Annotated in this window: 24 protein-coding genes; 13 read left to right on the forward strand and 11 right to left on the reverse strand. The window is 72.4% G+C overall.

Going from position 1 to position 25,280, the window contains the following annotated elements:
* Positions 1-144: 144 nt before the first annotated feature.
* Positions 145-2,949, forward strand: coding sequence for a pyruvate dehydrogenase (acetyl-transferring), homodimeric type (gene aceE / locus FIP57_RS19615; RefSeq protein ID WP_148575245.1), 2,805 nt, complete (start codon positions 145-147; stop codon positions 2,947-2,949).
* A 24-nt stretch (positions 2,950-2,973) separates the two neighbouring features.
* Here aceE and FIP57_RS19620 read toward each other — a convergent pair whose 3' ends face one another.
* Complete coding sequence (locus tag FIP57_RS19620) at positions 2,974-3,924, reverse strand: alpha/beta fold hydrolase (protein ID WP_148575246.1); 951 nt, start codon at positions 3,922-3,924, stop codon at positions 2,974-2,976.
* A gap of 77 nt (positions 3,925-4,001) precedes the next feature.
* Between FIP57_RS19620 and FIP57_RS19625 the strand changes: the two genes are divergently transcribed.
* From FIP57_RS19625 to FIP57_RS19655, 7 genes are all read left to right on the forward strand, one after another.
* Positions 4,002-5,189 (forward strand): PucR family transcriptional regulator, encoded by a 1,188-nt coding sequence (locus FIP57_RS19625; protein WP_148575247.1) that lies wholly within the window; start codon positions 4,002-4,004, stop codon positions 5,187-5,189.
* A gap of 90 nt (positions 5,190-5,279) precedes the next feature.
* The gene (locus tag FIP57_RS19630) at positions 5,280-6,467 is read left to right on the forward strand and encodes an acyltransferase domain-containing protein (protein WP_148575248.1); all 1,188 of its coding nucleotides are present in this window, start codon (positions 5,280-5,282) and stop codon (positions 6,465-6,467) included.
* Positions 6,464-7,465: a beta-ketoacyl-ACP synthase III gene (locus FIP57_RS19635; RefSeq protein WP_148575249.1), complete on the forward strand. Its 1,002-nt coding sequence runs from the start codon at positions 6,464-6,466 to the stop codon at positions 7,463-7,465. The genes FIP57_RS19630 and FIP57_RS19635 overlap by 4 nt, the downstream gene beginning before the upstream one ends.
* Positions 7,466-7,561: 96 nt before the next feature.
* Positions 7,562-7,807 (forward strand): acyl carrier protein, encoded by a 246-nt coding sequence (locus FIP57_RS19640; protein ID WP_148575250.1) that lies wholly within the window; start codon positions 7,562-7,564, stop codon positions 7,805-7,807.
* Positions 7,808-7,881: 74 nt separating this feature from the next.
* The gene (gene fabF / locus FIP57_RS19645; RefSeq protein WP_148575251.1) at positions 7,882-9,129 is read left to right on the forward strand and encodes a beta-ketoacyl-ACP synthase II; all 1,248 of its coding nucleotides are present in this window, start codon (positions 7,882-7,884) and stop codon (positions 9,127-9,129) included.
* A 14-nt stretch (positions 9,130-9,143) separates the two neighbouring features.
* Entirely contained in the window at positions 9,144-10,598 is a 1,455-nt protein-coding gene (locus FIP57_RS19650; protein ID WP_148575252.1) for an acyl-CoA carboxylase subunit beta, read from the forward strand.
* 28 nt (positions 10,599-10,626) lie between these two features.
* A complete protein-coding gene (locus FIP57_RS19655) occupies positions 10,627-11,802 on the forward strand; it encodes a winged helix DNA-binding domain-containing protein (RefSeq protein ID WP_148575253.1) in 1,176 nt (391 codons plus the stop codon).
* Here FIP57_RS19655 and FIP57_RS19660 read toward each other — a convergent pair.
* From FIP57_RS19660 to FIP57_RS19670, 3 genes are all read right to left on the reverse strand, one after another.
* Positions 11,786-12,202, reverse strand: coding sequence for a BLUF domain-containing protein (locus FIP57_RS19660; protein ID WP_148575254.1), 417 nt, complete (start codon positions 12,200-12,202; stop codon positions 11,786-11,788). The genes FIP57_RS19655 and FIP57_RS19660 overlap by 17 nt on opposite strands.
* A 19-nt stretch (positions 12,203-12,221) precedes the next feature.
* Positions 12,222-12,728 carry a DUF3145 domain-containing protein gene (locus tag FIP57_RS19665; protein ID WP_148575255.1) on the reverse strand — a complete coding sequence of 169 codons (507 nt, stop codon included), beginning with the start codon at positions 12,726-12,728 and terminating at the stop codon, positions 12,222-12,224.
* 168 nt (positions 12,729-12,896) lie between these two features.
* A complete protein-coding gene (locus tag FIP57_RS19670) occupies positions 12,897-13,820 on the reverse strand; it encodes a pirin family protein (RefSeq protein WP_203231354.1) in 924 nt (307 codons plus the stop codon).
* A 97-nt stretch (positions 13,821-13,917) separates the two neighbouring features.
* Here FIP57_RS19670 and FIP57_RS19675 point away from each other — a divergent pair, with 97 nt between their 5' ends.
* The gene (locus tag FIP57_RS19675) at positions 13,918-15,399 is read left to right on the forward strand and encodes an APC family permease (RefSeq protein ID WP_148575257.1); all 1,482 of its coding nucleotides are present in this window, start codon (positions 13,918-13,920) and stop codon (positions 15,397-15,399) included.
* On the opposite strand, the gene FIP57_RS19680 is transcribed toward FIP57_RS19675, so the two are convergent.
* Both FIP57_RS19680 and FIP57_RS19685 read right to left on the reverse strand, forming a co-directional pair.
* Complete coding sequence (locus FIP57_RS19680) at positions 15,371-16,069, reverse strand: response regulator transcription factor (protein WP_148575258.1); 699 nt, start codon at positions 16,067-16,069, stop codon at positions 15,371-15,373. The two genes, FIP57_RS19675 and FIP57_RS19680, sit on opposite strands and share 29 nt — an antisense overlap.
* Entirely contained in the window at positions 16,066-17,232 is a 1,167-nt protein-coding gene (locus tag FIP57_RS19685; protein WP_148575259.1) for a sensor histidine kinase, read from the reverse strand. The genes FIP57_RS19680 and FIP57_RS19685 overlap by 4 nt, the downstream gene beginning before the upstream one ends.
* 176 nt (positions 17,233-17,408) lie before the next feature.
* On the opposite strand from FIP57_RS19685, the gene FIP57_RS19690 reads away from it, so the two are divergent.
* On the forward strand, positions 17,409-18,104 hold the full coding sequence (locus tag FIP57_RS19690; RefSeq protein ID WP_148575260.1) for a hypothetical protein: 696 nt from the start codon (positions 17,409-17,411) through the stop codon (positions 18,102-18,104).
* A gap of 30 nt (positions 18,105-18,134) precedes the next feature.
* Here FIP57_RS19690 and FIP57_RS19695 read toward each other — a convergent pair whose 3' ends face one another.
* The 3 genes from FIP57_RS19695 to FIP57_RS19705 all read right to left on the reverse strand — a co-directional run bounded on the left by FIP57_RS19695 (position 18,135) and on the right by FIP57_RS19705 (position 20,776).
* The gene (locus FIP57_RS19695; RefSeq protein ID WP_148575261.1) at positions 18,135-18,824 is read right to left on the reverse strand and encodes a hypothetical protein; all 690 of its coding nucleotides are present in this window, start codon (positions 18,822-18,824) and stop codon (positions 18,135-18,137) included.
* Between the two features lie 87 nt (positions 18,825-18,911).
* Positions 18,912-19,598, reverse strand: coding sequence for a response regulator (locus tag FIP57_RS19700; RefSeq protein ID WP_275266182.1), 687 nt, complete (start codon positions 19,596-19,598; stop codon positions 18,912-18,914).
* Positions 19,595-20,776 (reverse strand): sensor histidine kinase, encoded by a 1,182-nt coding sequence (locus tag FIP57_RS19705; protein ID WP_148575262.1) that lies wholly within the window; start codon positions 20,774-20,776, stop codon positions 19,595-19,597. The genes FIP57_RS19700 and FIP57_RS19705 overlap by 4 nt, the downstream gene beginning before the upstream one ends.
* A 93-nt stretch (positions 20,777-20,869) precedes the next feature.
* Here FIP57_RS19705 and FIP57_RS19710 point away from each other — a divergent pair, with 93 nt between their 5' ends.
* Together FIP57_RS19710 and FIP57_RS19715 are read left to right on the forward strand one after the other, a co-directional pair.
* Positions 20,870-21,223, forward strand: coding sequence for an MmcQ/YjbR family DNA-binding protein (locus FIP57_RS19710; protein ID WP_238993606.1), 354 nt, complete (start codon positions 20,870-20,872; stop codon positions 21,221-21,223).
* Positions 21,224-21,308: 85 nt separating this feature from the next.
* On the forward strand, positions 21,309-22,130 hold the full coding sequence (locus tag FIP57_RS19715; protein WP_148575263.1) for a DUF72 domain-containing protein: 822 nt from the start codon (positions 21,309-21,311) through the stop codon (positions 22,128-22,130).
* On the opposite strand, the gene FIP57_RS19720 is transcribed toward FIP57_RS19715, so the two are convergent.
* Positions 22,118-23,191 carry a spore photoproduct lyase family protein gene (locus FIP57_RS19720; protein ID WP_238993607.1) on the reverse strand — a complete coding sequence of 358 codons (1,074 nt, stop codon included), beginning with the start codon at positions 23,189-23,191 and terminating at the stop codon, positions 22,118-22,120. The two genes, FIP57_RS19715 and FIP57_RS19720, sit on opposite strands and share 13 nt — an antisense overlap.
* 278 nt (positions 23,192-23,469) lie before the next feature.
* On the opposite strand from FIP57_RS19720, the gene FIP57_RS19725 reads away from it, so the two are divergent.
* Positions 23,470-24,666 (forward strand): DUF4031 domain-containing protein, encoded by a 1,197-nt coding sequence (locus tag FIP57_RS19725; protein ID WP_162529882.1) that lies wholly within the window; start codon positions 23,470-23,472, stop codon positions 24,664-24,666.
* On the opposite strand, the gene FIP57_RS19730 is transcribed toward FIP57_RS19725, so the two are convergent.
* Positions 24,647-25,276: an HD domain-containing protein gene (locus FIP57_RS19730; RefSeq protein ID WP_148575265.1), complete on the reverse strand. Its 630-nt coding sequence runs from the start codon at positions 25,274-25,276 to the stop codon at positions 24,647-24,649. The genes FIP57_RS19725 and FIP57_RS19730 overlap by 20 nt on opposite strands.
* Positions 25,277-25,280 lie beyond the last annotated feature (4 nt).

Below are 25,280 nucleotides of genomic sequence, written 5' to 3' on the forward strand. Positions count from 1 at the left end.
TGTGTGCGCGTAGTCCACCGGAAAGGACACGCCGGTGCAACCGGTACGCCCGAAGGCACCCCGGGAATGGCCCGTCCCGGTCCCCCGGCAGCCGACCAACGTCACTACTCGCGAGTACTTCACAGAGGCTGACAGGATGGAGCCGTGGCGACTGACAACCCCCAGAAGAACCCGTCCCAGGAGCGCGAGCGTCCGGTGGTGATCCACGAGGGCCTCCCGACCCAGCTACCCGACATCGACCCGGACGAGACCCGCGAGTGGATCGAGTCCCTCGACGAGCTGATCGACGACCGCGGCCGCGAGCGCGCCCGCTACGTCATGCTGAAGCTGCTCGAGCGGTCGCGGGAGAAGCAGGTCGGCGTCCCGGCACTGCGCAGCACCGACTACATCAACACCATTCCGCCGGAGCGGGAGCCGTGGTTCCCCGGCGACGAGGAGGTCGAGCGGCGGATCCGCGCCTTCCTCCGGTGGAACGCCGCGATCATGGTCTCCGCGGCGAACCGCAAGGGGCTCGAGGTCGGCGGGCACATCGCGACCTACCAGTCCTCCGCCTCGCTCTACGAGGTCGGCTTCAACCACTTCTTCCGCGGCAAGGACCACCCCGGCGGCGGCGACCAGGTCTTCATCCAGGGCCACGCCTCCCCCGGCATCTACGCCCGCGCGTTCCTCGAGGGCCGGCTGACCGAGGAACAGCTCATGCGGTTCCGCCAGGAGGTCCAGCACGGCCCCGGCCAGGGGCTCCCGTCGTACCCCCACCCGCGGCTGATGCCGGACTTCTGGGAGTTCCCGACGGTCTCGATGGGCATCGGGCCGCTCAACGCGATCTACCAGGCGAGGTTCAACCGCTACCTGCACAACCGCGGCATCAAGGACACCAGCCAGCAGCACGTCTGGGCGTTCCTCGGTGACGGCGAGATGGGGGAGCCCGAGTCGCTCGGCGCCATCGGGCTGGCCGCCCGTGAGGAGCTCGACAACCTCACCTTCGTCATCAACTGCAACCTCCAGCAGCTCGACGGCCCGGTCCGCGGCAGCGGCAAGGTCATCCAGGAGCTCGAGGCGTTCTTCCGCGGCGCCGGCTGGAACGTCATCAAGGTCGTGTGGGGCCGGGAGTGGGACCCGCTGCTCGCGCGGGACGTCGACGGCGTGCTGGTCAACAAGATGAACACCACGCCCGACGGCCAGTTCCAGACCTACTCGGTCGAGTCCGGCGACTACGTGCGCGAGAACTTCTTCGGCGGTGACCCGCGGCTGCGGAAGATGGTCGAGCACATGACCGACGAGCAGATCCGCAAGCTCCCGCGCGGCGGCCACGACTACCGCAAGGTCTACGCCGCCTTCGACGCCGCGACCAAGCACGTCGGCCAGCCGACGGTGATCCTGGCCAAGACCATCAAGGGGTGGACGATCGAGGCGCTCGAGGGGCGCAACGCCACCCACCAGATGAAGAAGCTGACGCCGGACAACGTCAAGCGGTTCCGCGACCGGCTCTACCTCCCGATCAGCGACCGCGACATCGAGGAGGCCTACGAGCGGACCGGCGCTCCCCCGCTGTTCCACCCCGGCGAGAAGGCTCCGGAGACGGAGTACCTCCTCGAGCGGCGCCAGCAGCTCGGCGGCTCCCTGCCCAAGCGGGTCGTGCGCGCCAAGCCGCTCAAGCTCCCCGGCGACAAGGTGTACGACGAGCTCAAGCAGGGCTCCGGGAAGCAGCCCGTGGCGACCACCATGGCGCTGGTCCGGCTGATCAAGGACCTCGTCAAGGACAAGGAGATCGGCCACCGCATCGTGCCGATCGCCCCGGACGAGTTCCGCACGTTCGGCATGGACTCGATGTTCTCGAACCAGAAGCTCTACAACCCGCACGGGCAGACCTACGAGTCGGTCGACCGCAAGCTGCTCCTCGCCTACAAGGAGTCCCCGCAGGGCCAGCTCCTCCACGAGGGCATCTCGGAGGCGGGCTCGATGGGCTCGACGATCGCCGCCGGCTCGGCCTACGCCACCCACGGCGAGCACATGATCCCGTTCTACATCTTCTACTCGATGTTCGGGTTCCAGCGGACCGGCGACTGGATGTGGGCGATGGGCGACCAGCTGGCCCGCGGCTTCCTCATCGGCGCGACCGCCGGTCGCACCACGCTGACCGGTGAGGGGCTCCAGCACGCCGACGGCCACTCGCCGCTGCTCGCGGCGACCAACCCGTCGGTGGTCCACTACGACCCGGCGGCGGCCTACGAGGTCAGCCACATCGTGAAGAGCGGCCTCGAGCGGATGTACGGCTCGACCGACGAGCACCCGCACGGCGAGGACGTGATCTTCTACCTCACCGTCTACAACGAGCCGCTGGTCCAGCCGAAGGAGCCGGAGAACCTCGACGTCGAGGGGTTGCTCAAGGGGATCTACAAGGTCGAGGGTCCGCCCTCGAACGCCCCCGACGGCGCCCCCGAGGTGCAGCTGATGGCCTCCGGCGTCGGGTTCCCGTGGATCCGCGACGCCGCCCGGATGCTCGCCGAGGACTGGGGCGTGGCGGCCTCGCTGTGGTCGGTCACCTCCTGGAACGAGCTGGCCCGCGACGCCGTGGCGGTCGAGGAGTGGAACCTCCTGCACCCGTCGGAGTCGCCCCGCACGCCGTACGTCACCGAGAAGCTGCAGGGCGCCGACGGCCCCTTCGTCGCGGTCTCGGACTACATGCGCGCGGTGCAGAACCAGATCGCCAAGTGGGTGCCCGGCGACTACCACGCCCTCGGCACGGACGGGTACGGCTTCGCCGACACCCGGCCGGCGGCCCGGCGCTACTTCCACGTCGACGCCGAGTCGGTCGTGGTGCAGGCGCTCGCGGCGCTCGCCGAGCGCGGCGAGGTCGACCGCGAGACGGTCCAGAAGGCGTTCGACACCTACCGGATCGACGACCCGACCGCGGTCGCCGGGGTCAAGCAGGAGGGCGGCGACGCCTGACCGGTCACCCGGTCCACCGTCCGCTCAGGCGATCGAGGTGACGACCCGGCTGTCCGGGACGGCGACCTCGGTGGGCGCTCCTCGTCGGAGGAGCGCCCGCCACCGCGCCCGGCTGTACCTCGCCGGGCGGGTGGTGCGGATGAACTCCTCGACCAGCGCCACGAACGCGTCGGGGTCGGCCTTGTGCGGGAAGTGGCCGGCGCCCTCGACGAGCTCGACCCGGGCGGTGCGGGCGATCTGCCGCACGGTGTCGGCGTGCGCGGCCGGGATCACCGGGTCGGCGGTGCCCCACACCACGCACAGCGGGAGCTCCTCGGTCAGGTAGGCCCGGTCCACCATCGTGATCACCTGCCCGCGCAGGTCGACGCAGGCCCGGACCACGTGGCGCAGCGCCCGGCGGGCCCTCGGGTCGCGCAGCGCCTCCACCATCGCGGCGATCTCGTCGAGGTCGCGGACGGCCGGGTGGGGAAGCTGAGCAGCGGCGCGCAGGGCGCCGGTGGCGGCGTGCCGGAGCACCGGCAGGGTCAGCACCCCCAGCGCCTGGTGGAACCCGGGGAGGGTGACCGCCCGGATCAGGTGGGTGACCTCCGAGCCGAGCCCGCCCGGGGCGACGAGGACGAGCCGCTCGGTGCGCTCGGGGTACTGGTAGGCGAACTGCATCGCCACCCCGCCCCCGAGGCTGTGGCCGACGACCGTCGCCTTGTCGACGCCGAGCACCGTGAGCAGGTCGCGCATGCCGTTGGCGTAGCCGCCCACGCTGTAGTCGGCCCGCGGCTTGTCGGACCGGCCGTGGCCGAGCAGGTCGGGGGCGATCACGGTGTGGTGCCGGGCGAGCTTCTCGATCACCGGAGCCCAGGTCGTGTGGTCGCAGGCCATGCCGTGGAGCAGCAGCACGGCAGGGCCGCTGCCGGTCTTGACGTAGGCGCGCCGGTGCCCGTGGATGGTGACGTGCCGGACCTCGAGCGGGTCAGCCATCGCCACCACCCCCTGGCCCGGTCGTCGCCGGCGGTCGGACCACCGCCGTCACCCCATCCTCCCCCTACGCTGGAGCCATGGCCAAGACGGCATCCCGTTCGCGCGTCGCGCAGCAGCTGCAGCGCGCCGTGGGCGACCTGACGAAGACCTCGTTGGCCCGCATGGAGCGGGAGATGCCGTGGTTCGCCGAGCTCACCGCCGAGCAGCGGGCCTGGATCGGCATGATCCTGCAGGCCGGCTACAACAGCTTCATCGGGTGGTACCGCTCCCCCGAGCAGACCCCTCCGCCGCTGACCACCGAGGTGTTCGGCAACGCGCCCCGTTCGTTCGCCGGGGTGATCACGCTGCAGCAGACCGTCGCCATGGTCCGGCTCAGCATCGAGGTGGCCGAGAGCGAGCTGGCCCGCGCGGTCGCGCCGGAGAACGCCGCCGAGGTGCGCGAGAGCGTCCTGCGCTACGGCCGGGAGCTCGCGTTCGCCACCGCCGACGTCTACGCGCACGCGGCGGAGATGCGGGGGGCGTGGGACGCCCGGCTCGAGGCGCTCGTCGTCGACTCGGTGATGCGCGGCGAGGGCGCCGACACCGTGCGCACCCGGGCGAGCGCGCTGGGGTGGCGGGAGTCCGGCGACGTCGTCGTGGTCGTCGGGCCCGCACCCTCGCCCGAGCCCGCCCGGGAAGGCGTCGTCGACGAGCTCCGCACCACGGCGCACCAGGCCGGGCTCGAGGCCCTCGGCTCGGTGCAAGGCGACCGACTCGTGGTGATCCTCGGCGGGGTGTCGGATCCGGACAAGGCGGGCGCAGCGGTCGAGGGGCACTTCGGGGACGGCCCGGTCGTGGTCGGACCGCTCGTCAGCGACCTGCTCCAGGCCCACCGCTCGGCGGCCGACGCGGTGGCCGGGCTGCGGGCCGCCACCGGGTGGCCGGCGACCCCGCGGCTGGTCACCAGCGAGGACGTGCTCGCCGAGCGCGCGCTCGACGACGACCCGATCGCCCGGCGCGACCTGGTGGTGCGGATCTACGCTCCGCTGCAGGGCGCGGGGCACGAGCTGCTGGAGACGTTGACGGCCTTCCTCGACCAGGGCGGTTCGGTCGAAGGAACGGCGCGGGCACTCTTCGTCCACCCCAACACCGTGCGCTACCGGCTGCGGCGCATCCACGACGTGACGGGGCTGGCGCCGAACAAGGCGCGCGACGCCTTCACGTTGCGCATCGCGCTGGCGCTCGGCCGGTTGGAGGCGCAGCGGGCAACCGAGCAACAACCGTAGTCCACTTGTAGGGTTCCTACAAAGGCGCGCCCGCATTCTTCGTGCGTGGCTGAGCAGAATCTGCGGTCCGTGCCGGGCACAGTTGAACCCATGCTCGTCATCGTCGCTCCCGGACAGGGCGCCCAGTCGCCCGGTTTCCTCCAGCCTTGGGTCGAGGACCCGACGTACGCCGAGCGGATGCGCTGGCTCTCCGCCGTCGCGGACCTCGACCTGGTCCACTACGGCACCAGGGCCGACGCCGAGACCATCCGCGACACCTCGATCGCCCAGCCGCTCCTGGTCGCGACCGCGCTGGTGACCGCGCTGGAGCTCTTCCCGCACCCTGCGGACGCGTTCGGCAAGATCGGCGCCGTCGCCGGTCACAGCGTCGGTGAGCTCGCCGTCGCCGCCGGTGCCCGCGCGATCACCGCCGAGCAGGCGATGGTCCTGGTCCGCGAGCGCGGCCGCGCGATGGCCCAGGCCGCCGCCGCGACTCCCACCAGCATGACCGCGGTCCTCGGCGGCGTCCGCGAGGAGGTCCTCGCCAAGCTCGAGGAGCACGGGCTGACCGCGGCCAACGACAACGGCCCCGGCCAGGTCGTCGCGGCGGGCACGGTGGAGCAGCTCGCCGCGCTCGCCGCCGACCCGCCGGCCCGCGCCCGGCTCACCCCGCTCTCGGTCGCCGGCGCGTTCCACACCACCCACATGGCGCCGGCCGTCAGCCGGCTCGCCGGGCTCGCCGCCGCCGTGTCGACCCACGACCCGCGCACCCCGGTGATCTCGAACCGCGACGGCCACGTCGTCCACGACGGCCGTGAGGTGCTCGACCGGATCGTCTCCCAGGTCGCCAACCCCGTGCGGTGGGACCTGTGCATGGAGACCATGCTCGACCTCGGCGTCACCGGGATCCTCGAGATGCCGCCCGCCGGCACCCTCACCGGCATCGCCAAGCGCGCGATGAAGGGCGTCGAGACCTTCGCGCTGAAGACCCCCGACCAGCTCGACGACGCGCGTGCGTTCGTCGACAAGCACGGCTCGCCGTCGGCGATCGACACCTCGCCCACCTGGCGCATGCTCGTGGCCCCGTCCAAGGGCACCTTCCGCCAGGCTTCGGCGTACGCCGCCGGGGGCACCGTCCCCGCGCAGGCCACGATCGGCGCGGTGGCCAGCTCCCGCGCCGAGACGCCGGTCCTCGCCCCGCACGGCGGGACGATCGTCGAGTGGCTCGTCGAGGACGGCGACCTGGTCTCTCCCGGCCAGCCGCTGATCCGGCTCCACCCCGAGGGCGTGCCCGCATGAGCCTGCCCCCCACCGCGACCGGCGCGCAGCACACCGCCATCCTGGGGCTCGGGGTCTACCGCCCCAGCCTGGTGGTGCCGAACAGCGAGATCATCGAGGCGATCGACTCCTCCGACGAGTGGATCCAGCAGCGCTCGGGCATCAAGCAGCGCCGCTTCGCCACCCCGGAGGAGACGGTGCAGATGATGTCCGTCGCCGCCGCCCGCACGGCGGTGGAACGCGCCGGGCTCGACATGGCGCAGGTCGACGGCGTCGTCGTCGCGACCGTCACCCACCTGATGCAGACTCCCGCCGTCGCGACCCTGATCGCCCACGAGCTCGGCCTCGACCGGCCGGCCGCGTTCGACATCAGCGCCGCGTGCGCCGGCTTCTGCCACGGCGTCGCGCTCGCCTCGGACATGATCCGCGGCGGCAGCGCGAAGTACGTGCTGGTGATCGGCGTCGAGCGGCTCTCCGACATCCTCGACCTCACCGACCGCGGCACCGCGTTCATCTTCGGAGACGGCGCCGGGGCGGTCGTGGTGGGCCCCTCCGACGAGCCCGGCATCGGCCCGGTCGTCTGGGGCTCCGACGGCGAGCAGTCCGACCTGATCCGGCAGCGTGAGGACTGGCGCGACGTGATCGCGTCGGACAACCCGCGCATGCCGCACCTGACGATGCAGGGCAACGCGGTCTTCCGCTGGGCCGCCTTCGAGATGGCGAAGGTCGCCCACGAGGCCCTCGACCGCACCGGCATCACCGTGGACGACCTCGACGTGTTCGTGCCCCACCAGGCGAACATGCGGATCATCGACGCGATGGCCCGCTCGATGAAGCTCCCGGACCACGTCGCGATCGCCCGCGACATCGCCGAGCAGGGCAACACCTCGGCGGCCTCGATCCCCCTCGCGCTCGACCGGCTGATCGAGGACGGCGAGGCCAAGAGCGGTGACACCGCGTTGCTCATCGCCTTCGGTGCCGGGCTGGCCTACGCCGCCCAGGTCGTCACCGTCCCCTGACCGCCCGCGCGACGAAGCGCCGGCACGCACCACCCCCGCAACAACGCACGCGACAACTCACAACAACCCACGCAGCCAACCCACGGAGGAGCCCCCATGGCCACCCAGACCGACATCCTCAACGACCTCGCCGCCATCGTCGAGGACATCGCCGGCGTCGACGCCGCCGACGTCCAGCTCGACAAGGAGTTCATCGGCGACCTCGACGTCGACTCGCTCTCGATGGTCGAGATCGTCGTCGCCGCCGAGGAGAAGTTCGGCGTCCGCATCCCCGACGACGAGGTCAAGAACCTCAAGACCGTCGGCGACGCCGTCAACTACATCGACAAGGCCCAGGGCTGAGCCCGCGCCGGCGCACCTGCCGGCGCCCTCCTGAGCCGTCCTTGCACCACCGCCCCACCTCCTGAGGAGCCTCCATGACCACCCGCGTCCTCGTGACCGGCCTGGGGACCACGTCCCCGGTCGGTGGTGACGTCACCAGCACCTGGTCCGCCCTGCTGTCCGGGCAGTCCGGCATCGACACCATCAAGCACGACTGGGCCGGCGACCTCGGCACCCAGATCGCCGGCGAGGTCGCCGTCGACCCCTCCGACGTGCTGGAGCGGGTCAAGGCCCGCCGCCTCGACCGCTCGGGCCAGCTCGCGCTGGTCGCGGCGCTGGAGGCGTGGGCGGACGCGGGGTTCGCGCTCGGTGACGGCGACGGCGACGGCACCGACCCCGAGCGGGTCGCGGTCGCGCTCGCGTCCGGCATCGGCGGGGTGCAGACGCTGCTCACCAACTACGACGCGCTGAAGGAGAAGGGCCCGCGCCGGGTCTCCCCGCTCGCGATCCCGATGCTGATGCCGAACGGCCCGGCCGCGAGCATCGGTCTCGCGATCGGCGCCAAGGCCGCCGTCCACACACCTGTGTCGGCCTGCGCGTCCGGCAACGAGGCGATCGCCCAGGGCATCGACCTGATCCGGCTCGGCCGCGCCGATGTCGTCGTCGTCGGCGGCACCGAGGCGGCCGTGCACCCGCTGCCGATGGCCGCGTTCGGTCAGATGATGGCGTTGTCGAAGCGCAACGACGAGCCCGACAAGGCCTCCCGTCCGTGGGACAAGGGGCGCGACGGGTTCGTCATGGGCGAGGGCGCCGCGGTGCTCGTCCTCGAGTCCGAGGAGCACGCCAAGGCGCGCGGCGCGACGGCGTACGCCGAGGCCGCCGGGGCCGGCATCACCGCCGACTCCCACGACATCGCCCAGCCGGACCCCGCGGGGCTCGGCGCCACCCGGGCGATGAAGCGCGCGCTCGTCGAAGCCGGCCTCGAGCCGTCCGACATCGCGCACATCAACGCGCACGCCACCTCGACCCCGCTGGGTGACGTCGCGGAGGCGATGGCGATCCGCGAGGCGCTCGGCGCCGCAGCCGAGCGGGTCGTGGTCACCTCGACCAAGTCGATGACCGGCCACCTGCTCGGTGCGGCCGGGGCGCTGGAGTCGGTGGCGACCGTGCTGGCGCTCCGCGACCGGGTCGTCCCCCCGACGATCAACCTCGACGACCCCGAGGAGGTCGGGCTCGACCTGGCGTCGACCAAGCGCGACCTGCCCGAGGGCGACCTCGCGGCGCTGAACAACTCCTTCGGCTTCGGCGGCCACAACGTCGCCATCGCCTTCCGCAGCGTCTGACGTCTGGAGACCGCATGACCACCACCACCGCGCCCGCGGCCCCGCCCGCGCAGGCACGCCGCCCGAAGCTGCCCCGCGAGCAGGACCCGCGCAACCCGAACTTCCGGCTCGCCGCGCTCCTCGACGAGGGGTCGCTGCGGCTGATCAGCGAGGACGACGACAGCGGCATGCTCGCCGCCGTCGGCACGGTGGCCGGCACCCCGGTGGTCGCCTTCTGCTCCGACGCCACCGTCATGGGCGGCGCGATGGGCGAGGTCGGCTGCAAGGTCGTGGTCCGTGCCTACGAACGGGCGATGGCCGACGGGGTCCCGATCGTCGGGCTGTGGCACTCCGGCGGCGCTCGGCTCGCCGAGGGGGTCCGCTCCCTCCACGCGGTCGGTGAGATCTTCCACGCGATGACGCTGGCCTCCGGCCGGATCCCGCAGATCTCGGTAGTGCTCGGTCCTGCGGCCGGGGGCGCGGCGTACGGCCCGGCGCTGACCGACGTGGTCGTGCTCGGTCCCGAGGGGCGGATCTTCGTCACCGGTCCCGACGTGGTCCGCTCGGTCACCGGTGAGGACGTCGACATGCTCCGGCTCGGCGGCCCCGAGCCGCACGGCCGCCGCTCCGGCGTCGTCCACCTGCTCGCGGACAGCGAGGCCCAGGCCCTGCAGAACGCCCGAGACGTGGCGGCCCTGCTCGGCAGCCAGGGCGTGATGACGCCCGAGCAGGTCGAGCAGCGCGACCTCGCGACGCTCCTTCCGGAGTCGAAGAAGCGGGCCTACGACGTGCACCCGCTGGTCGAGGGGGTCCTCGACCAGGGCACCGTCGTCGAGCTGCACGCGAAGTGGGCGCCGAACGTGGTCACTGCCCTCGGTCGCCTCGGCGGACGCACCGTCGGTGTGGTCGCCAACAACCCGCTGCGCCTCGGCGGCTGCCTGGACTCCGCCTCGGCGGAGAAGGCAGCCCGGTTCGTGCGGATGTGCGACGCCTTCGGCGTCCCGCTGGTCGTGCTGGTCGACGTGCCCGGCTACCTCCCCGGCGTCGGCCAGGAGTGGGACGGTGTGGTCCGCCGCGGCGCCAAGCTCCTGCACGCCTTCTCGGAGTGCACGGTGCCGCGGGTGACGCTGGTGACCCGCAAGACCTACGGCGGCGCCTACATCGCGATGAACGCACGCTCGCTCGGCGCCACCAAGGTCTTCGCCTGGCCCGGCGCGGAAGTCGCCGTGATGGGCGCGGTCGCCGCCGTCCGCATCCTGCACCGCCGCAAGCTCCTCGAGGTCGCCCCGGAGCTCCGCACGCAGGTGGAGAACGAGCTGGCCGCGGAGCACGAGCGGATCGCCGGCGGGGTCGAGGCCGCGGTCGAGATCGGGGTCGTCGACGAGATCGTCTCCCCGGCCGAGACCCGGCAGGCGCTGGCGGACGCGATCGCCGAGGCGCTCACCGCGCACCCCGGCGCGCGCGGCTCGCACGGCAACATCCCGCTCTGAGCCGCCGCTGCTCCGCCATGATGGGCGGGTGGACGTCGGCAGCGTGGAGCAGCGCAGGGCACGGCTGGTGGTCCGGCACCACCTCCGCGGCGACGCCGCGGACCCGGTGGCTGCCGCGCGTGCGGTGCTCGCGCTCCACGCGACCGATCCCGCGACGGTGTACCTCTCGGTCCTGAGCCGCTGCCGCACCGCGTCGTACGACGACGTGGCGGAGGCCCTCTACGAGGCCCGCTCGCTCGTGCGGATGATGGCGATGCGCCGCACGATGTTCGTGGTCCCCGCCGAGCACGTCCCGGTGGTGCACCACGGAGCCTCGCTCGACGTGGCCGCGACGCTGCGCCGGCGGCTCGTCAAGGAGCTCACCACCGGACCCACCGACCCCGAGCTGCCCGACGACGTCGACGGCTGGCTGAGGGCGCTGGAGGGCGAGGTCGAGCAGGCGGTGCGCGAGCTGGGCACCGCCTCCGGCGCGCAGCTGGCCAAGGCGGTCCCCGGGCTGCGGACCGCGCTGCTCCCCCGCACCACCAAGAAGTACGACGTCCGGCGGGCCGTCACCTCGCAGGTCCTCGTGCTCATGGGCACCGAGGGGCGGCTGGTGCGCCACCGTCCGCTCGGCTCCTGGACCTCCCGCCAGCACACCTGGACGGCAGCGTCGACGTGCTGGCCGGACGGGATCGCCGAGCCCGGCGACGCGCGGGCCGCCCTGGCCGAGGCGTACCTCCGGTGCTTCGGGCCCGCCACCGAGGCCGACGTCGCCTGGTGGACGGGGTGGCCGCTCGGAACCACCCGCAAGGCGCTCGCCGCACTTGATGTCGTGACCACGGAGGCGGGCCACGTGCTGGCCGACGACGCCGACCCGGTGGAGCCCCCGGCGCCGACCGCCGCGCTGCTGCCGGCGCTCGACGCGACCCCGATGGGGTGGAAGCAGCGGGAGTGGTTCCTCCCCGAGGACAGCCGGCCGCTCTACGACACCTTCGGCAACATCGGCCCCACGGTGTGGTGGGGCGGCGAGGTCGTCGGCGGCTGGGCGGTGCGCGCCGACGGGACGGTCGCCGTCCGGCTGCTGGCCGAGCGCGGCACGGAGGCCGTCGAGGCGGTCGAGGCGGAGCGGGTGCGGCTCGAGAAGACGCTCGGGGGCACCGCGGTGGTGCCGAGCTTCCCCACGCCGCTGGAGCGCGAGCTGCGCGCTACATCGACTCCTTGAACGTCGTCAACAGGCGGCGGGCCGCACCCGGGTCCTCGGTGAGCTCCGGTCCGTCGAGCGGGGTGTTGAGGAACGCGCTGTAACCCGGCGCCGCCTTCGCCTCGTCGGTCTCGAGGTCGCGGAAGGCCATCGTCCAGTCCTCGAACTGCCGCTGGTCGACGGTGTCCTCGAGGAGCACCAGGAGTCCCCGGTGGCGCGCGTCCAGGGCGATGCGCGCGTAGGTCTCGCGGACGGCCGGCTCCTCGCCCTCCAGCACCTGCATGAGGTTGCCGTCCTTGTAGAGCAGCATCCCGGTGATGCCGGCGGCGGCGTTGTTGCGCCGGCTCACGGCGAGGAACTGCTCCAGCTCGTCACGGTCGAGGAGCTCCGTGGCCGAGCTGACGTAGACGAGGCTGTGCACATCTCCCCCGGCGTGTGGTTCAGACGACCTGGTGCAGCCAGCGTACGGGCGCGCCGTCCCCGGCGTGGCGGAACGTCTCCAGCTCGTCGTCCCACGGCTTGCCGAGCAGCCGCTCGACCTCGAGCTCCAACGTGGACTCCCCGAGGGTCGCCTTGACGACCGCTGCCTTGAGCCGGTCCTCGGGGATCATGATGTCCCCATGGATGCCGGTGACGGCGTGGAAGACCCCGAGCTCGGGGGTGTAGGAGTAGCGCGACCCCTCGGTGGAGGTCGTCGGCTCCTCGGTGATCTCGAACCGGAGGTGGTTCCAGCCGCGCAGCGCGGAGGCGATCGCTGCGGCCGTGCCCACCTCACCGACCCAGGAGTACTCGGCCCGGTAGGCCCCCGCCTGGGCAGGCTGAGGCGTCCACTCCAGGCTGACGGCATTGCCGAGCACGCCCCCGAGCGCCCACTCGATGTGCGGGCACAGCGCGGACGGCGCCGAGTGGACGTAGATGACGCCTCTGGTCGCTTGACGTGAAGTCACCGTGGCCTCCCTGATGGTGATCCGGCGCGAGGTACGCCTTCCCCAGCGATCTCGGATGGATCCCGACCGGGAGCACGGTCAGCGGTCTGCAGTTGTGGGCTCTATTGTGCGGCACTTCTGTCGCTTTTGCCACAGGTTTCCCAGAAGTTGTCCAGTCACTCCTCCGCCTCAGCGCGCCTTGAGCCGGGTGTTCGGGAGCGGCGGGGCGAGCAGCCGGGGGCCGTCGAACCCGGCCACCTGGCCGAACCGCTCGGGGACGTCGTCCACCCCGGAGCCGTTCCAGGCCTCCCGCATCTCGACGACCTCCTCGTGGCTGCGGCCGATGAAGTTCCACCACATCACCAGCTGCTCCTGGAAGGGCTCGCCGCCCAGCAGCAGCGCGATGCCGCCCTCGGGGGCGCCGACGGTCAGCGTGGCGCTCCGCTCGGGCAGGTGCACGAGCCGGTGGCGCTCCAGCGGGGCGCCGGCCACCTCGAGCGGGTGGTCCACGGCGAGCACGGCGTGCTCGAACCCGGCCTCGACGGGCAGCGTGACCGAGGCGCCCGGCTCCATCCGCAGCTCCGCACCGACCAGCGGGGAGTACGCCGGAGCCGGGGACGCGTGACCCGCGAGCGACCCCACCATCACGGTCACCCGCACCCCGTCCTCGGCGAAGGACGGCAGCTCGGCCAGGTGGGTGAAGTCGGCCGGCGCGGAGTCCCGGTGCTCGTCGGGCAGCGCCACCCACAGCTGGACGCCGTGGAGGAGCCGCGGGGCGTCCTCCGGCGAAACCTCGGCGTGGCAGATGCCGTGCCCCGCGGTCATGACGTTGAGCTGGCCCGGCCGGATCAGCTGGTCGGAGCCGAGGCTGTCGGTGTGCCGGCCGAGCCCCTCGAAGAGCCAGGTCACCGTCTGGAGCCCGGTGTGCGGGTGCGGCGGCACCCACATCCCCCCGACCTCCTTGATGTCGTCGGGCCCGTAGTGGTCGAGGAAGCACCACGCGCCCACCGTCCGGCGCACCTTGTGCGGGAGCAGCCGGCGGACGTGGGTCGTGCGCCCGAGCAGCACGTCGCGGGGCTCGAGGACGTCGTGGTCGGTGTCGAACGTGCTCACCACCCCAGTCTGCACCCGATCGTGGGCGGGCAGCCTGTGTGAAGCGTCAGCGAGCGGGGCATTCCTTCCCGCGGGGGACTCACGTGAGGAGCGGGTCATGGTCGAGCACACCGCAGCGGCCGACGTGCCGAAGGAGGAAGGCACCTCCGAGCTCAAGCGCGTCATGGGGCCGAAGCTGTTGCTGCTGTTCATCGTCGGCGACATCCTCGGCGCCGGTGTCTACGCGGTCACCGGCGACATCGCGGCGCAGGTCGGCGGGATGGCCTGGTTGCCGTTCCTCCTCGCCTTCACGGTCGCCGGGCTGACGGCGCTCGCCTACCTCGAGCTGGTCACCAAGTACCCCCAGGCCGCCGGCGCCGCGCTCTACGCCCACAAGGCGTTCGGGCTCCACTTCGTCACCTTCCTGGTCGCGTTCGCGGTGGTCTGCTCCGGCATCACGAGCGCCTCGACCTCCTCCGGGCTGCTGGCCAGCAACCTGCTGATCGGCCTCGACCGCACCGTCGGGGACGACGGCGGACTCGAGTGGTTCTCGGTGCCCACCGGCGAGACCACCGCCGTGGTCGTGGCGCTCCTGTTCATCCTGCTCCTCGCGCTGATCAACCTGCGCGGCGTCAACGAGAGCGTGAAGTTCAACGTGGTGCTCACCCTGGTGGAGCTGCTCGCGCTCGCCATCGTGATCGCGATCGGGTTCTACGCGATGGCCCGGAACGGAGCCGAGCCCTCACGGGTCGTGGAGTTCACCGGGACCGGCGACGTGAGCGCGATCGTCGCGGTGACCATCGCGACCGCGATCGCGTTCTTCTCGATGGTGGGGTTCGAGGACTCGGTCAACATGGTCGAGGAGACCCGGGACCCACGGAAGGTGTTCCCCCGCGCCATGCTCACCGGCCTGGGGATCGCGGTGGTGATCTACATGCTGGTCGCGGTCGCCGTCGTCATGGTGCTCTCGCTGGACGAGATCGCCGAGGGCGCCGGCACCGAGGAGGGCGTGCTCCTCACGGTCGTCACTCAGGGGCTGCCGGACTTCCCCGCCGGCACGATCTTCCCGTTCCTGACCGTCTTCGCGGTCGCCAACACCGCGCTGATCAACATGCTGATGGCGAGCCGGCTGATCTACGGCATGGCGCGGCAGGACGTCCTGCCGCGCCACCTCGGCTCCGTTCTTCCTGGCCGTCGGTCGCCGTGGACCGCGATCGCGTTCACCACGAGCATCGCGCTGGTGCTCATCGTCGTGGTGAGCCAGCTCGCCGACAGCTCGGTGACCGCGCTGTCCGGGACGACCGGGCTCCTCCTGCTGTGCGTGTTCACGGTGGTGAACGTCGCCGCCCTCGTCCTCCGCCGGGACGACCCGCACCGGGAGTCGTTCCGGGCGCCCACGTTCGCGCCGGTGCTGGGTGCGGTGTTCTGTGCTTACCTGATCGGCCCCTGGGCGCGGACCGACGAGCAGATGATCCAGTACCGCATCGCCGGCGTGATGATCCTCGTCGGCGTCGCGCTCTGGCTGTTCACCTGGTTCGTCAACCGCCGGATCCGGCACACGGAGACCGGCTTCAAGGACGTCGAGCACCTCGACAGCTGACGTCCGGCTCGCCGGGTCGCACCAACCCCGACTCGTAGGCGAGGACCACGGCCTGGGTGCGATTGGCCAGCGAGAGCTTCGCCAGCATCCGGTTGAGGTGGCTCTTGACCGTCGCCTCTCCCAGCACGAGCCGTTCCGCGACCTCGGCATTCGAGAGTCCTCGCGCGACCAGCCGCAGCACGTCCACCTCCCGGTCGGTCAGAGGCTCGAGCTCGGCCGGGCGCTCGGGACCGGGACGGGGCATGGTGACGAACTGCTCGATCAGCCGGCGGGTCAGCGCGGGCGCGAGCAGCGCCTCGCCGGCAGCGGCGAGGCGCACCGCGTCGACGAGGACGTCGCGGGCGACGTCCTTGGTGAGGAAGCCGGTGGCGCCCGCCCGCAGGGCGTCGTAGACGTGGCGGTCCCGGTCGAAGGTCGTGAGCACGACGACCTTCGGGAGCGGCTCGAACCCGAGACTCGTCACCTGGCGCGTGGCCTCGACCCCGTCCGTGCCGGGCATCCGGAGGTCCATCAGCACGACGTCGGGCCGCAGCTCGCGGCACAGCTGCACCGCAACCGCGCCGTCCTCCGCCTCGCCGACGACGTCGAGCCCCTCTTGAGCCTCGAGGATCAGTCGGAGCCCGGTCCGCACCAACGCCTGGTCGTCGGCCAGCAGCACCCTGACGGTCACGGCAGCACCGCCCTGCGGGTCGGCTCGCCCCGTAGCGGCAACGTCGCCTCGACGACGAAGCCGTCGCTGGTCGGTCGGGCGTGCACGGTCCCGCCGTACAGCGCGGTCCGCTCGCGCATCCCGACCAGGCCGTGTCCCCGACCCTCCGTCACGCCGGACGGCTCTCCGGTGCTGGTGACCGTGAGCCTCAGCTCGTCGGACCGGTGCTCGACGAGGACCACCGCGCGGCCGCCGCGGCCGGCGTGCTTCAACGCGTTGGTCACCGCCTCCTGCACGATGCGGTACGCCGACAGCTCGATGCCCGGCGGCAAGGTCCGCGCCTCGCCCACGGTGCGCACCTCGACCGCGAGGCCGGCGGCGCGCGCCCGGTCGACCATCGCCGGGAGCTGGCGGAGCGACGGCTGTGCCGCAGCCGGCTCCTCCCCCTGCCGGAGGATGCCGACCAGCGCTCCCATCTCCACCAACGATTCGCGAGCGGTGCGCTCGATGGCCTCCAACGGCGCCCGGGCCCGCTCCGGCGATCGGTCCAGGAGCTCCAGCGCGGCCCCCGCCTGCAGGGCGATGGCACTCACCCCGTGCGCCACCACGTCGTGCAGCTCGTTGGCGATCCTCAGCCTCTCCGCGGCCACCGCTTCCGCCTCCGCCTCCTGAGCCTCGCGGGTGCGGCGCCGGGAGGCGACGTACCTGCCGGCCAGCCAGGTCGAGCCCAGCACCAACCACCAGTACGACGCCTCGCCCACGTCCTGTGCCGTGCGGATCTGGGCGTCGAAGGCGTCGTGCACGGCCGTCGCGCAGGCCGTGACGCCGAGCCCGATCCAGCCGCGGACGCGGTCCGCGTAGCACCCCACGGCATAGACGAGCGCGAGGCCGGGGGCGACGAGCAGCAGCCCGATCGGCGCGTCCTGGCTGGTCACGGCCTGCACCGCCACCGCCGCCATCGCCACGCACGTCGCTGCGAGTGGAGCCGACCTGCGCCACGCCACGGGGGCCGTGACGAGGAGGAACAACACGCTGTTGAGCGGCTGCGAACCAGGGACGGGGTCGTCACCCCACACGGCGAGGTCCGGGGCCCAGACGTCGGTCTGCGCCAGCGCGCTGATCCCCACGGCCAGCGCGACGTCACCCGCGGAGCGAGGCCGACGCGAGCGAGCGGTCGTGGACACGAGCACACCGTAGAACGACAGCTGCCCCGGGACCGAGCGTCGCGACGAAGTTCCACCCCCAGGGTTGAGGCGCCTCCTCCCTTGGGTGCAGCACGAGCGGCCCGGCGGTCGACGACAGCGGCTCGCCGCCGTCCCTAGCGTCGGGTCGGACCACTCACCGCCGGAAGGGATCGACCATGACCACGACCGTGTCCACCGAGCTACCACGACCGCGCACCGCTCGCTCGGGGCTCCAGGCAGCCGGCGCGGCCGGGGTCCTGAGCGCGCTGGTGATGCTGGGTGCTTTCCTCGTCCTGCCCCCGGACAGCGGAGGGACCTCGCCGGAAGACATCGCCGCCCGCTACGCCGAGGGCAGCGCGGGATACCTCAGGGCAGCGGCGCTGGAGACCCTCTCGACCGCGCTGTGCGCGCTGCTGGTCGCCGGCTTGGCCGCCTGGCTGCTCCCTCGACGACCCGTCGCCGCGTTCGCCGTCGCGGCCGGTGGCGTGGTGATGGTGACCTGCCAGCTGGCGGGATACGCCGCGATCGCGACCCTCGCCCAGGGCGCCGCCGAGTCGGCCGGCAACGACGTCGTGACCGCGATCCACGACCTCTCGGCGCTGCTGTTCGTCGTGGGTTCCGCGGGGCTCGCCTTGCTCACCGGGGCTGTCGCGGCGGCTGGTCTGCGGGGCAGCCCGGTCCTCGCCGCCTGGAGCGTCGTCACCTGTTGCGCCGCGGCCGTCGGGTCGGTGGCCTTCGCGACGGACGGCCTGCTGTCGCCCCACGGCGACCTCGGTTTCCTGGTTCTGGTGCTGCAGCTCGCGTGGACCGTCACGGCCGGGGTGACGCTGCTCCGTGGGTCGACGACCGACGGCCGCACGGCCCGGCGGTGAGCCGGACCGTGCGGGTCTCCAGCGGGTCCGTCAGCGGTTCCATGCCGCGGGCTCCTCCGCGGTGGCCCGGTGCAGGGCGATCGAGACGACGGCGAGGAAGACCGTGGCGATGGCGCAGCCCCACCAGGTGATGCCGCTGACCGCGAACGCGACGAACGCCGCGACCGCCGCGACGAGCCCCCATGCCGGCGCCCGTCCAGCACGCCAGAGCGTGAGCGCGGCGAGCGGCAGGGACAGCATCAGCCCGATCATCCCGGGCATCGTGAAGACCGGGACACCCCACATCCCCTCCATCGTCTGCTGCACCTGCTCGACGCCTTCGGCACCGAAGCTCTGCCCGATGGCGGAGTCGTACCAGTCGCTGAAGAGCAGCCCGGGGAGGGTGGTCATCCCGGCGAAGCCGACGAACGCCGTCACGTTGGCGAACCAGGCGCCGCGGCCCCGCACGTACGGCGCGACCAGCAGCGCCGGGGCCATCCAGAAGGCGTAGGACCAGTGGAACCCGAGTGACTTCCACTGCAGGGGGCCGGGGTTGTCGGCGTACAGCCGGAACAGCTCCTTGCCGTCGAGCCCCACCGCCGGGTCGGCGTAGGCGCCGACGACGGCGAACAGGCCGGCGAGCACCGGCGAGGCAACGAGGAACCACCTCCGCACGGACAGGGCACCGGACCGGGGCGCGGCAGCAGCGGCCGGTGGCGGGGTGACGGTCTCGGTCGTCATTTCTTGTCTCCTTGGGACGAAGTAGCGATGTCCCAAGGCTCCCGTCGCGGCGCCTCAACCGGATCCGGCGCAGGACAGAGATCCGGCTCAGCCGTACGACGGATCCTGCTCCCCGGCAACCACGACGCCGTTCTCGTATGCGAACACCACGGCCTGCACCCGGTCACGCAGCCCGAGCTTGGCGAGGACGTTGCTGACGTGGGTCTTGGTGGTGCCCTCGGAGACGAAGAGCCGTTCGGAGATGTCCTGGTTCGAGAGCCCGCGGGCCAGCAGCCTCAGCACCTCCAGCTCGCGCGGCGTCAGGTGCTGCAGCCGCGCGTCCGGCGCGTTCCGGCGAGGGGCGGCGCGGTCGACGAACGCGTCGATCACCCGGCGGGTGATCTGCGGCGCCAGCAACGAATCGCCGGCCGCGACGACCCGGATCGCGTCGGCGAGCTCCTCCGCAGGTGCGTCCTTGAGGAGGAACCCCGACGCTCCCGCACGCAGTGCCTCGAAGACGTACTCATCGAGGTCGAACGTGGTCAGCACGATCACCCGCGTCGTGGCACCACCCTCCAGCAGCCGACGGGTCGCGGCGATGCCGTCGAGCACCGGCATCCGGATGTCCATCAGCGTGACGTCCGGCGCCAGCCGGGCCACGACCTCCACCGCCTCCTCGCCGTTGCCTGCCTCGCCGACCACCTCGAGCCCAGGCTCGGTCGACAGCAACGACCGGAAGCCGGCGCGCACCATCCCCTGGTCGTCCACCACCACCACGGTCGTCGGACCGGTCACCGTCCCCTTGCCTCCCCCAGCGGCAACCTCGCCACCAGCCGCGCACCCCTCGGTCCGGCGTGCTCCAGCTCGACACGGCCCCCGTAGAGCGCCACCCTCTCGCGGATGCCGACGAGGCCGTGCCCCGGCGTACGACCCACCGTGGACGGCCCCCGGCCGTCGTCACGCACCTCGACGGTCAGCTCACTCTCCCCGTACTCGATCGTGATCGTCACCATGGTCGCGTCCGCGTGGCGCAGCGCGTTGGTGAGCCCCTCCTGGGCGATCCGGTACGCCGCGAGGTCCAGCCCGGGCGGCAACGGCACCGGCCGCCCCCGTTCGACGACCTCGATCCCCGGTCCCCCGGTCCCGACCGACGCCACGAGCCGGCGCAGCTCGCCCAGCCCGGGCTGGGGCGCCAGCGAGGCACTCTGCCCCTCCGTGCGGAGGACGCCGAACAACCTCCGCATCTCCGCGAGCGCCTCCCGGGCCGTGGCCTCGACCATCGCGAGGTCACGTGCCTCCTGCTCCTGACCGGGCCCCAGCCTGCGGCGTACCGCCTGGGTCTGGATCGTCACCACGCTGATCGAGTGGGACACGATGTCGTGGAGCTCGCGCGCGATCCGGCTTCGCTCCTCCGCAGCGGCCTCCTGGGCCTGCTGCTCCTGCACCCTCGCCCGTTCCTCGGCCTCCGCGACGGCGGCCTCAGCGAGCGCGGTGCGTCGCCGCAACCCCACCCCCAGCGCCCAGGGGCCCACGATGAAGACCGCGGCGGCGGCGACGTCGCTGGGCAGGAAGCCGTTCTGGAAGAACAACGTCCCGAGGAACGGGGTCAGGACGACCACCAGCCCCGACCAGCTGCGCGGCGGATCCGTCTCGGCGCCCACGGTGTAGCTGCAGAGCACGAGCGACAGGACGATCGTGAACTCGAAGGTCGGGTTGCTGACCATGTTGGAGACCACGACAAGCCCGGCGACCAGCTCGGGGTACTGCCGTCGCCAGGCCAGCGTCGCCAGCGGCAGCGCCGAGAGCAGGGTGTGCTGGAGCGCGGACTCCATCGTGTCGTAGGTGACCAGCTCCGAGACGGCCAGCGTCACGAACACGAGCGCTATCGCGACGTCCACGTGCGGTGGGCGGCGCGGGAACCACCACGGACGCGGGTCGTCCGCCGCCGCCCGCTCGGTCACTTGCTGCTGCACGGGGTGACGCTAGGCCACCGGACCCCATGACGGCATCGGTCGCGCGACCGATTCGCCGTGTCGCCTGTCGGCGGGGGCTGCGACCATGGACGGGTGACGGGCTGCTCGATCGCCGACTTGTTCGACCTCGCCGACCAGCTGCCGCAGGTCACCAGGGACGACAACGGCCGCTACTGGCGGCTCGCGGTCACCGGGCGCACGTTCGGGTACCTCTGGGAGCCGACGCGCACGGTCGGGCTGAAACAGACCCTCGCCGAGCAGCTCGCCCTGGTCGCCGAGCGGCCGGAGACCTTCGAGGTGCAGTTCACCTCCGGCGCCTTCGGCTGGGTGGTGGTGCACCTGGAGGGAGTCGAGCGGGACGAGCTGGCCGAGCTCACCTTCGAGGCGTGGCGGCTGACCGCCCCGGCCCTCCTCCTCGAGGAGCGCGGCGACGTCCTGCCCCGGTGAGCGCCACTTCGGACGCTGGGTCGCCGACCAGGCAGCCTGACCCGCGAAGGGTTTCGAGGTGCCGGGCAGCGCGCACGCTTTCCGCATGGGTGAGATCCGAGTCGGCATCTCCGGCTGGACGTATGCCGGGTGGCGAGGTGACTTCTACCCGAAGGGGCTGACCCAGAAGAAGGAGCTCGCGTACGCCGCCGAGCGGCTGACGTCGGTAGAGATCAACGGGTCCTTCTACTCCCTGCAGCGGCCGTCGTCGTACACCACCTGGCGGGAGCAGACGCCGGACGACTTCGTCTTCGCGGTCAAGGGCGGCCGGTTCATCACCCACATGAAGAAGCTCCGCGGCGTCGAGACCGCGCTCGCGAACTTCTTCGCCTCGGGCGTGCTCGCGCTCGGCCCCAAGCTCGGGCCGGTCCTGTGGCAGCTCCCCGAGAACCTGCCGTACGACGAGGCGCGGCTTGAGGCGTTCTTCGCGCTGCTCCCCCGGACGACCACGGAGGCCGCCGTGCTGGCCAAGGAGCACGACGCCAAGGTGCCCGACGACCGCGCGCACACCGAGGCCGACGCCGAGCGGCCGCTGCGCCACTGCCTGGAGTTCCGGAGCGCGACGTACTGCACCGACGAGGCGTTCGACCTGATGCGCCGCCACGACATCGGCTGCGTCGTCGCCGACACCGCCGGCAAGTGGCCGATGGCCGAGGCGGTGACGAGCGACTTCGTCTACGTGCGGCTGCACGGCGACACCGAGCTCTACACGAGCGGCTACAGCCCCGAGGCGCTCGACCGGTGGGCCGGGAAGTGCCTCGGGTGGGCCGGTCAGGGGGACGTCTACGTCTACTTCGACAACGACGCGAAGGGGTTCGCACCGCACGACGCGGTGGGGCTGCTCGAGCGGGTGCGTCAGAAGGCGTAGCGGACGCGGCAGTACGGCACCTTCTCCGCCATCAGGTCGGTCAGCCGGCTGACCCAGGTGCCCTTCCACGGCGACTTGTACCGCACGTTCCACTGCCCGCTCTGGCTCCGCTTCGCCTGCTGGAGGTCGGGCCGCCAGAGCAGCTCCTCGCCGCGCGGGTGCCAGCCGAGGTTGACCTCGTGGAGCCCCTCGTTGTGGGTGAGGAAGATGACCTCGGCCGCGAGCTGCGCCTTCGACGCGGCGTTCGTGCCCGCGTCGATCTGCTCGAAGAGCTCGGCCCACTCCTCGAGCCACCCCTCGTGCACGACGACCGGGCTGAAGTTGAGGTGCACCTCGTAGCCGGCCTCGACGAAGTCGTCGATCGCTGCGATCCGGTCGGTGATCTTGGAGGTGCGGATGTCGAGCTGCTTCGAGATCCGTTCGGGCATCAGTGAGAACCGCACCCGGGTGCCGCCGCGCGGGTCGTAGTCGAGGAGGTCGCGGTTGACGAGCTTGGTGGCGAAGCTCGCCTTCGCGTTCGGCAGCCGAGCGAACAGCGAGACCAGGTCGCGCACGTTGTCGGAGACCATCGCGTCCACGGAACAGTCGCCGTTCTCCCCGATGTCGTAGACCCAGTCGACCGGGTCGCACTGGTTGGGCTCGGGCTTCGCGCCCTGCCGGCCGGCATGCCGCTCGAGGTAGCCGGTGATCTGCTCGATGTTGGCGAAGACCGTGATCGGGTTGGCGAACCCCTTGCGTCGCGGCACGTAGCAGTAGGAGCAGGCCATCGCGCAGCCGTTCGAGGTCGACGGCGCGATGAAGTCGCTCGACCGCTCGTTGCGGCGCGCGGTCAGCGACTTCTTCACCCCGAGGACGAGCACCTCGCGCTTGTTGCGTACCCACTCGGAGACGTTTCCCTCGTTGCCGTAGAGCCCCGGGATCGCCTGGTGCGACAGCACCTCGATCCGCTCCGCGTCCGGGTGGCGCTCGAGCACCTGCCGGGCCCGCGGCAGCTCCTCCACCCCGCGTTCGAGGTAGATCGTCCGGACGTCGAGGAGTCGGTCGGCGAGGTCGGTACGCACAGGAGGAGAACGCCGTGGCGGAGGCGGCCATTCCAGGAGGAAGAGCTCGAAAACCTCAGACGGAGGGCCCCTGACGGGGCCCTCCGCATCCTGGGAGACGCCGGGAGGAACTGGGAGTGGCACGGTGCGGAGCGGAACCTGGGAGAGAAGCTTCGCGGCCGATCGTCCCGACACCACGACTGTGCCAAAGTTCGGCGCCGAGAACCAGTCAAATCGGACACAGGTCATCGCACTGCATGTTTGTGCAAACCTCGCCGGGCTCCGGGGACAATGGGGCGGTGACCGTGCTCGTGGACCCGCCCAACGCCGCGGGCCACGGGCGGCTCTGGTCCCACGTGGCCAGCGACGAGTCCTTCGAGGAGCTGCACGCCTTCGCAGCGGCGCTCGGCGTGCCCCGCCGGGGGTTCGACCGCGACCACTACGACGTGCCGGCGGAGTGGTACGAGCGGCTGCTGGCCGCCGGCGCCGTGCCGGTGTCCTCCCGCGAGCTCCTCGAGCGGCTCCGGAAGGCCGGGCTCCGTCGCCCGAAGATGTGGACCCCGGTCCCCCGACGCCCCGGCGCCACGTTGCTCCGGCCCCCGCGGCTCCGCGACGGCGACGTCGTCGCGGTCGTGCAGCCGGCCGGGCCGGTCGAGCCGGCGCGGCTCGCCGCCGGGGTCGAGGTGCTGCGCGGCTGGGGCCTGGAGGTACGCCCGACCGGGCAGCTCACCGAGCCACCCGCCGACCCACCGCTCCCCTACCTCGCCGCCGACGACGGCCGCCGCGCCGCCGAGCTGGTCGCCGCCTGGACCGACCTGGACGTCAAGGCGGTGTGGGCGACGCGCGGCGGCTACGGCACCCAGCGGCTGCTCGACCTCCTCGACTGGGAGCTGCTCGGAGCCTCGTCACCACGGCTCCTCGTCGGGTTCTCCGACGTCACCGCCCTCCACCAGGCGGTCGCCGCGCGGCTCGGCACCGCGACCCTGCACGCCCCCGGGATCGCGGCGCTCGGCGACGCCGACGAGGCGACCCGTGACCAGGTGCGGCGCGCGGTGATGGGCTGCGAGGCAGTCGAGCTCGTCGGCACCCCGAACGGGACGAGCGGGGGCACCGTCGAGGGCGTCGTCGTCGGCGGCAACCTGACGCTGCTGGCGACCTCGGCCGGGACCGGCCTCGTCCACCCGGCCCAGGGCGGCATCGCGGTGCTCGAGGACGTCGGCGAGGCGCCGTACCGGATCGACCGGGCGCTCACGCAGCTGCTCCGCAGCGGGTGGTTCCAGGGGGTCCGCGGCGTGGCGCTCGGGGCGTTCACCCGGTGCGGCGACCCCGCGCTCGTCCGACAGGTGCTCGACGAGCGGCTCGGGACGTTGGGGGTGCCGGTCGTCCACGACCTGCCGTTCGGCCACGTGCCCGGGAACCGACCGGTGCCGCTCGGAGCGGCGGCCACCCTCGACGCGCGCGCGGGCCGGCTGACCGTCAGGTCGTGCCTCCGCTGAGCCCGCTCCGAGGCTCCAGCCCCGCCAGCTCGGCCTCGACGTTGCGTCTCGCCACGTCCTCCCAACGGTCGTGGCCGTGGTCGGTCCGGAAGAGCCGGTCGGCGGCGAGCAGCTCCCGGAGCACGGCCGCCCGCCCGATCGCGAACTGGTCGTCGGGGACGTGGGCGTACTCGCGCCGCACTGCCGCGACGTAGTCGGCGTAGCGCTGCGGCGGCCGCGCGAGCACCGCGAGGTCCGCGTCGCTCAGCGCGGCCCCGTTGCGGTCGGCGCCGGCGGGGTCGTGGTGCTCGGTCATCCGCACCAGCCGCGCGACCTCGGCGACGACACCGGCGTCCACGTCGACCACGGCCAGGGCCTCCTCGGCCCACCGGGCCGAGCGCTCCTCGTCGTCGGGCCGGCCGTCGTGCACGGCATCGTGGAACCAGGCGGCCAGCCGGACGGGGACGGCGTCGAAGGGCGTCCCTGCCTCTGCGAGCTCGTCGAGCCGGTCGAGGACCTCGACCAGGTGGCGCAGGTCGTGGTAGCTGCGCCGCGGTTCGCCGTACGCCGCGACGAGCCGCGCGGCCAGGTCGTCCCCCTCGTCGAGGGGCCAGCGGGCGAGGAGCTGCACCCGC

The sequence above is a fragment of the Nocardioides caldifontis genome (assembly GCF_008087345.1).
Lineage (GTDB): Bacteria > Actinomycetota > Actinomycetes > Propionibacteriales > Nocardioidaceae > Marmoricola_A > Marmoricola_A caldifontis.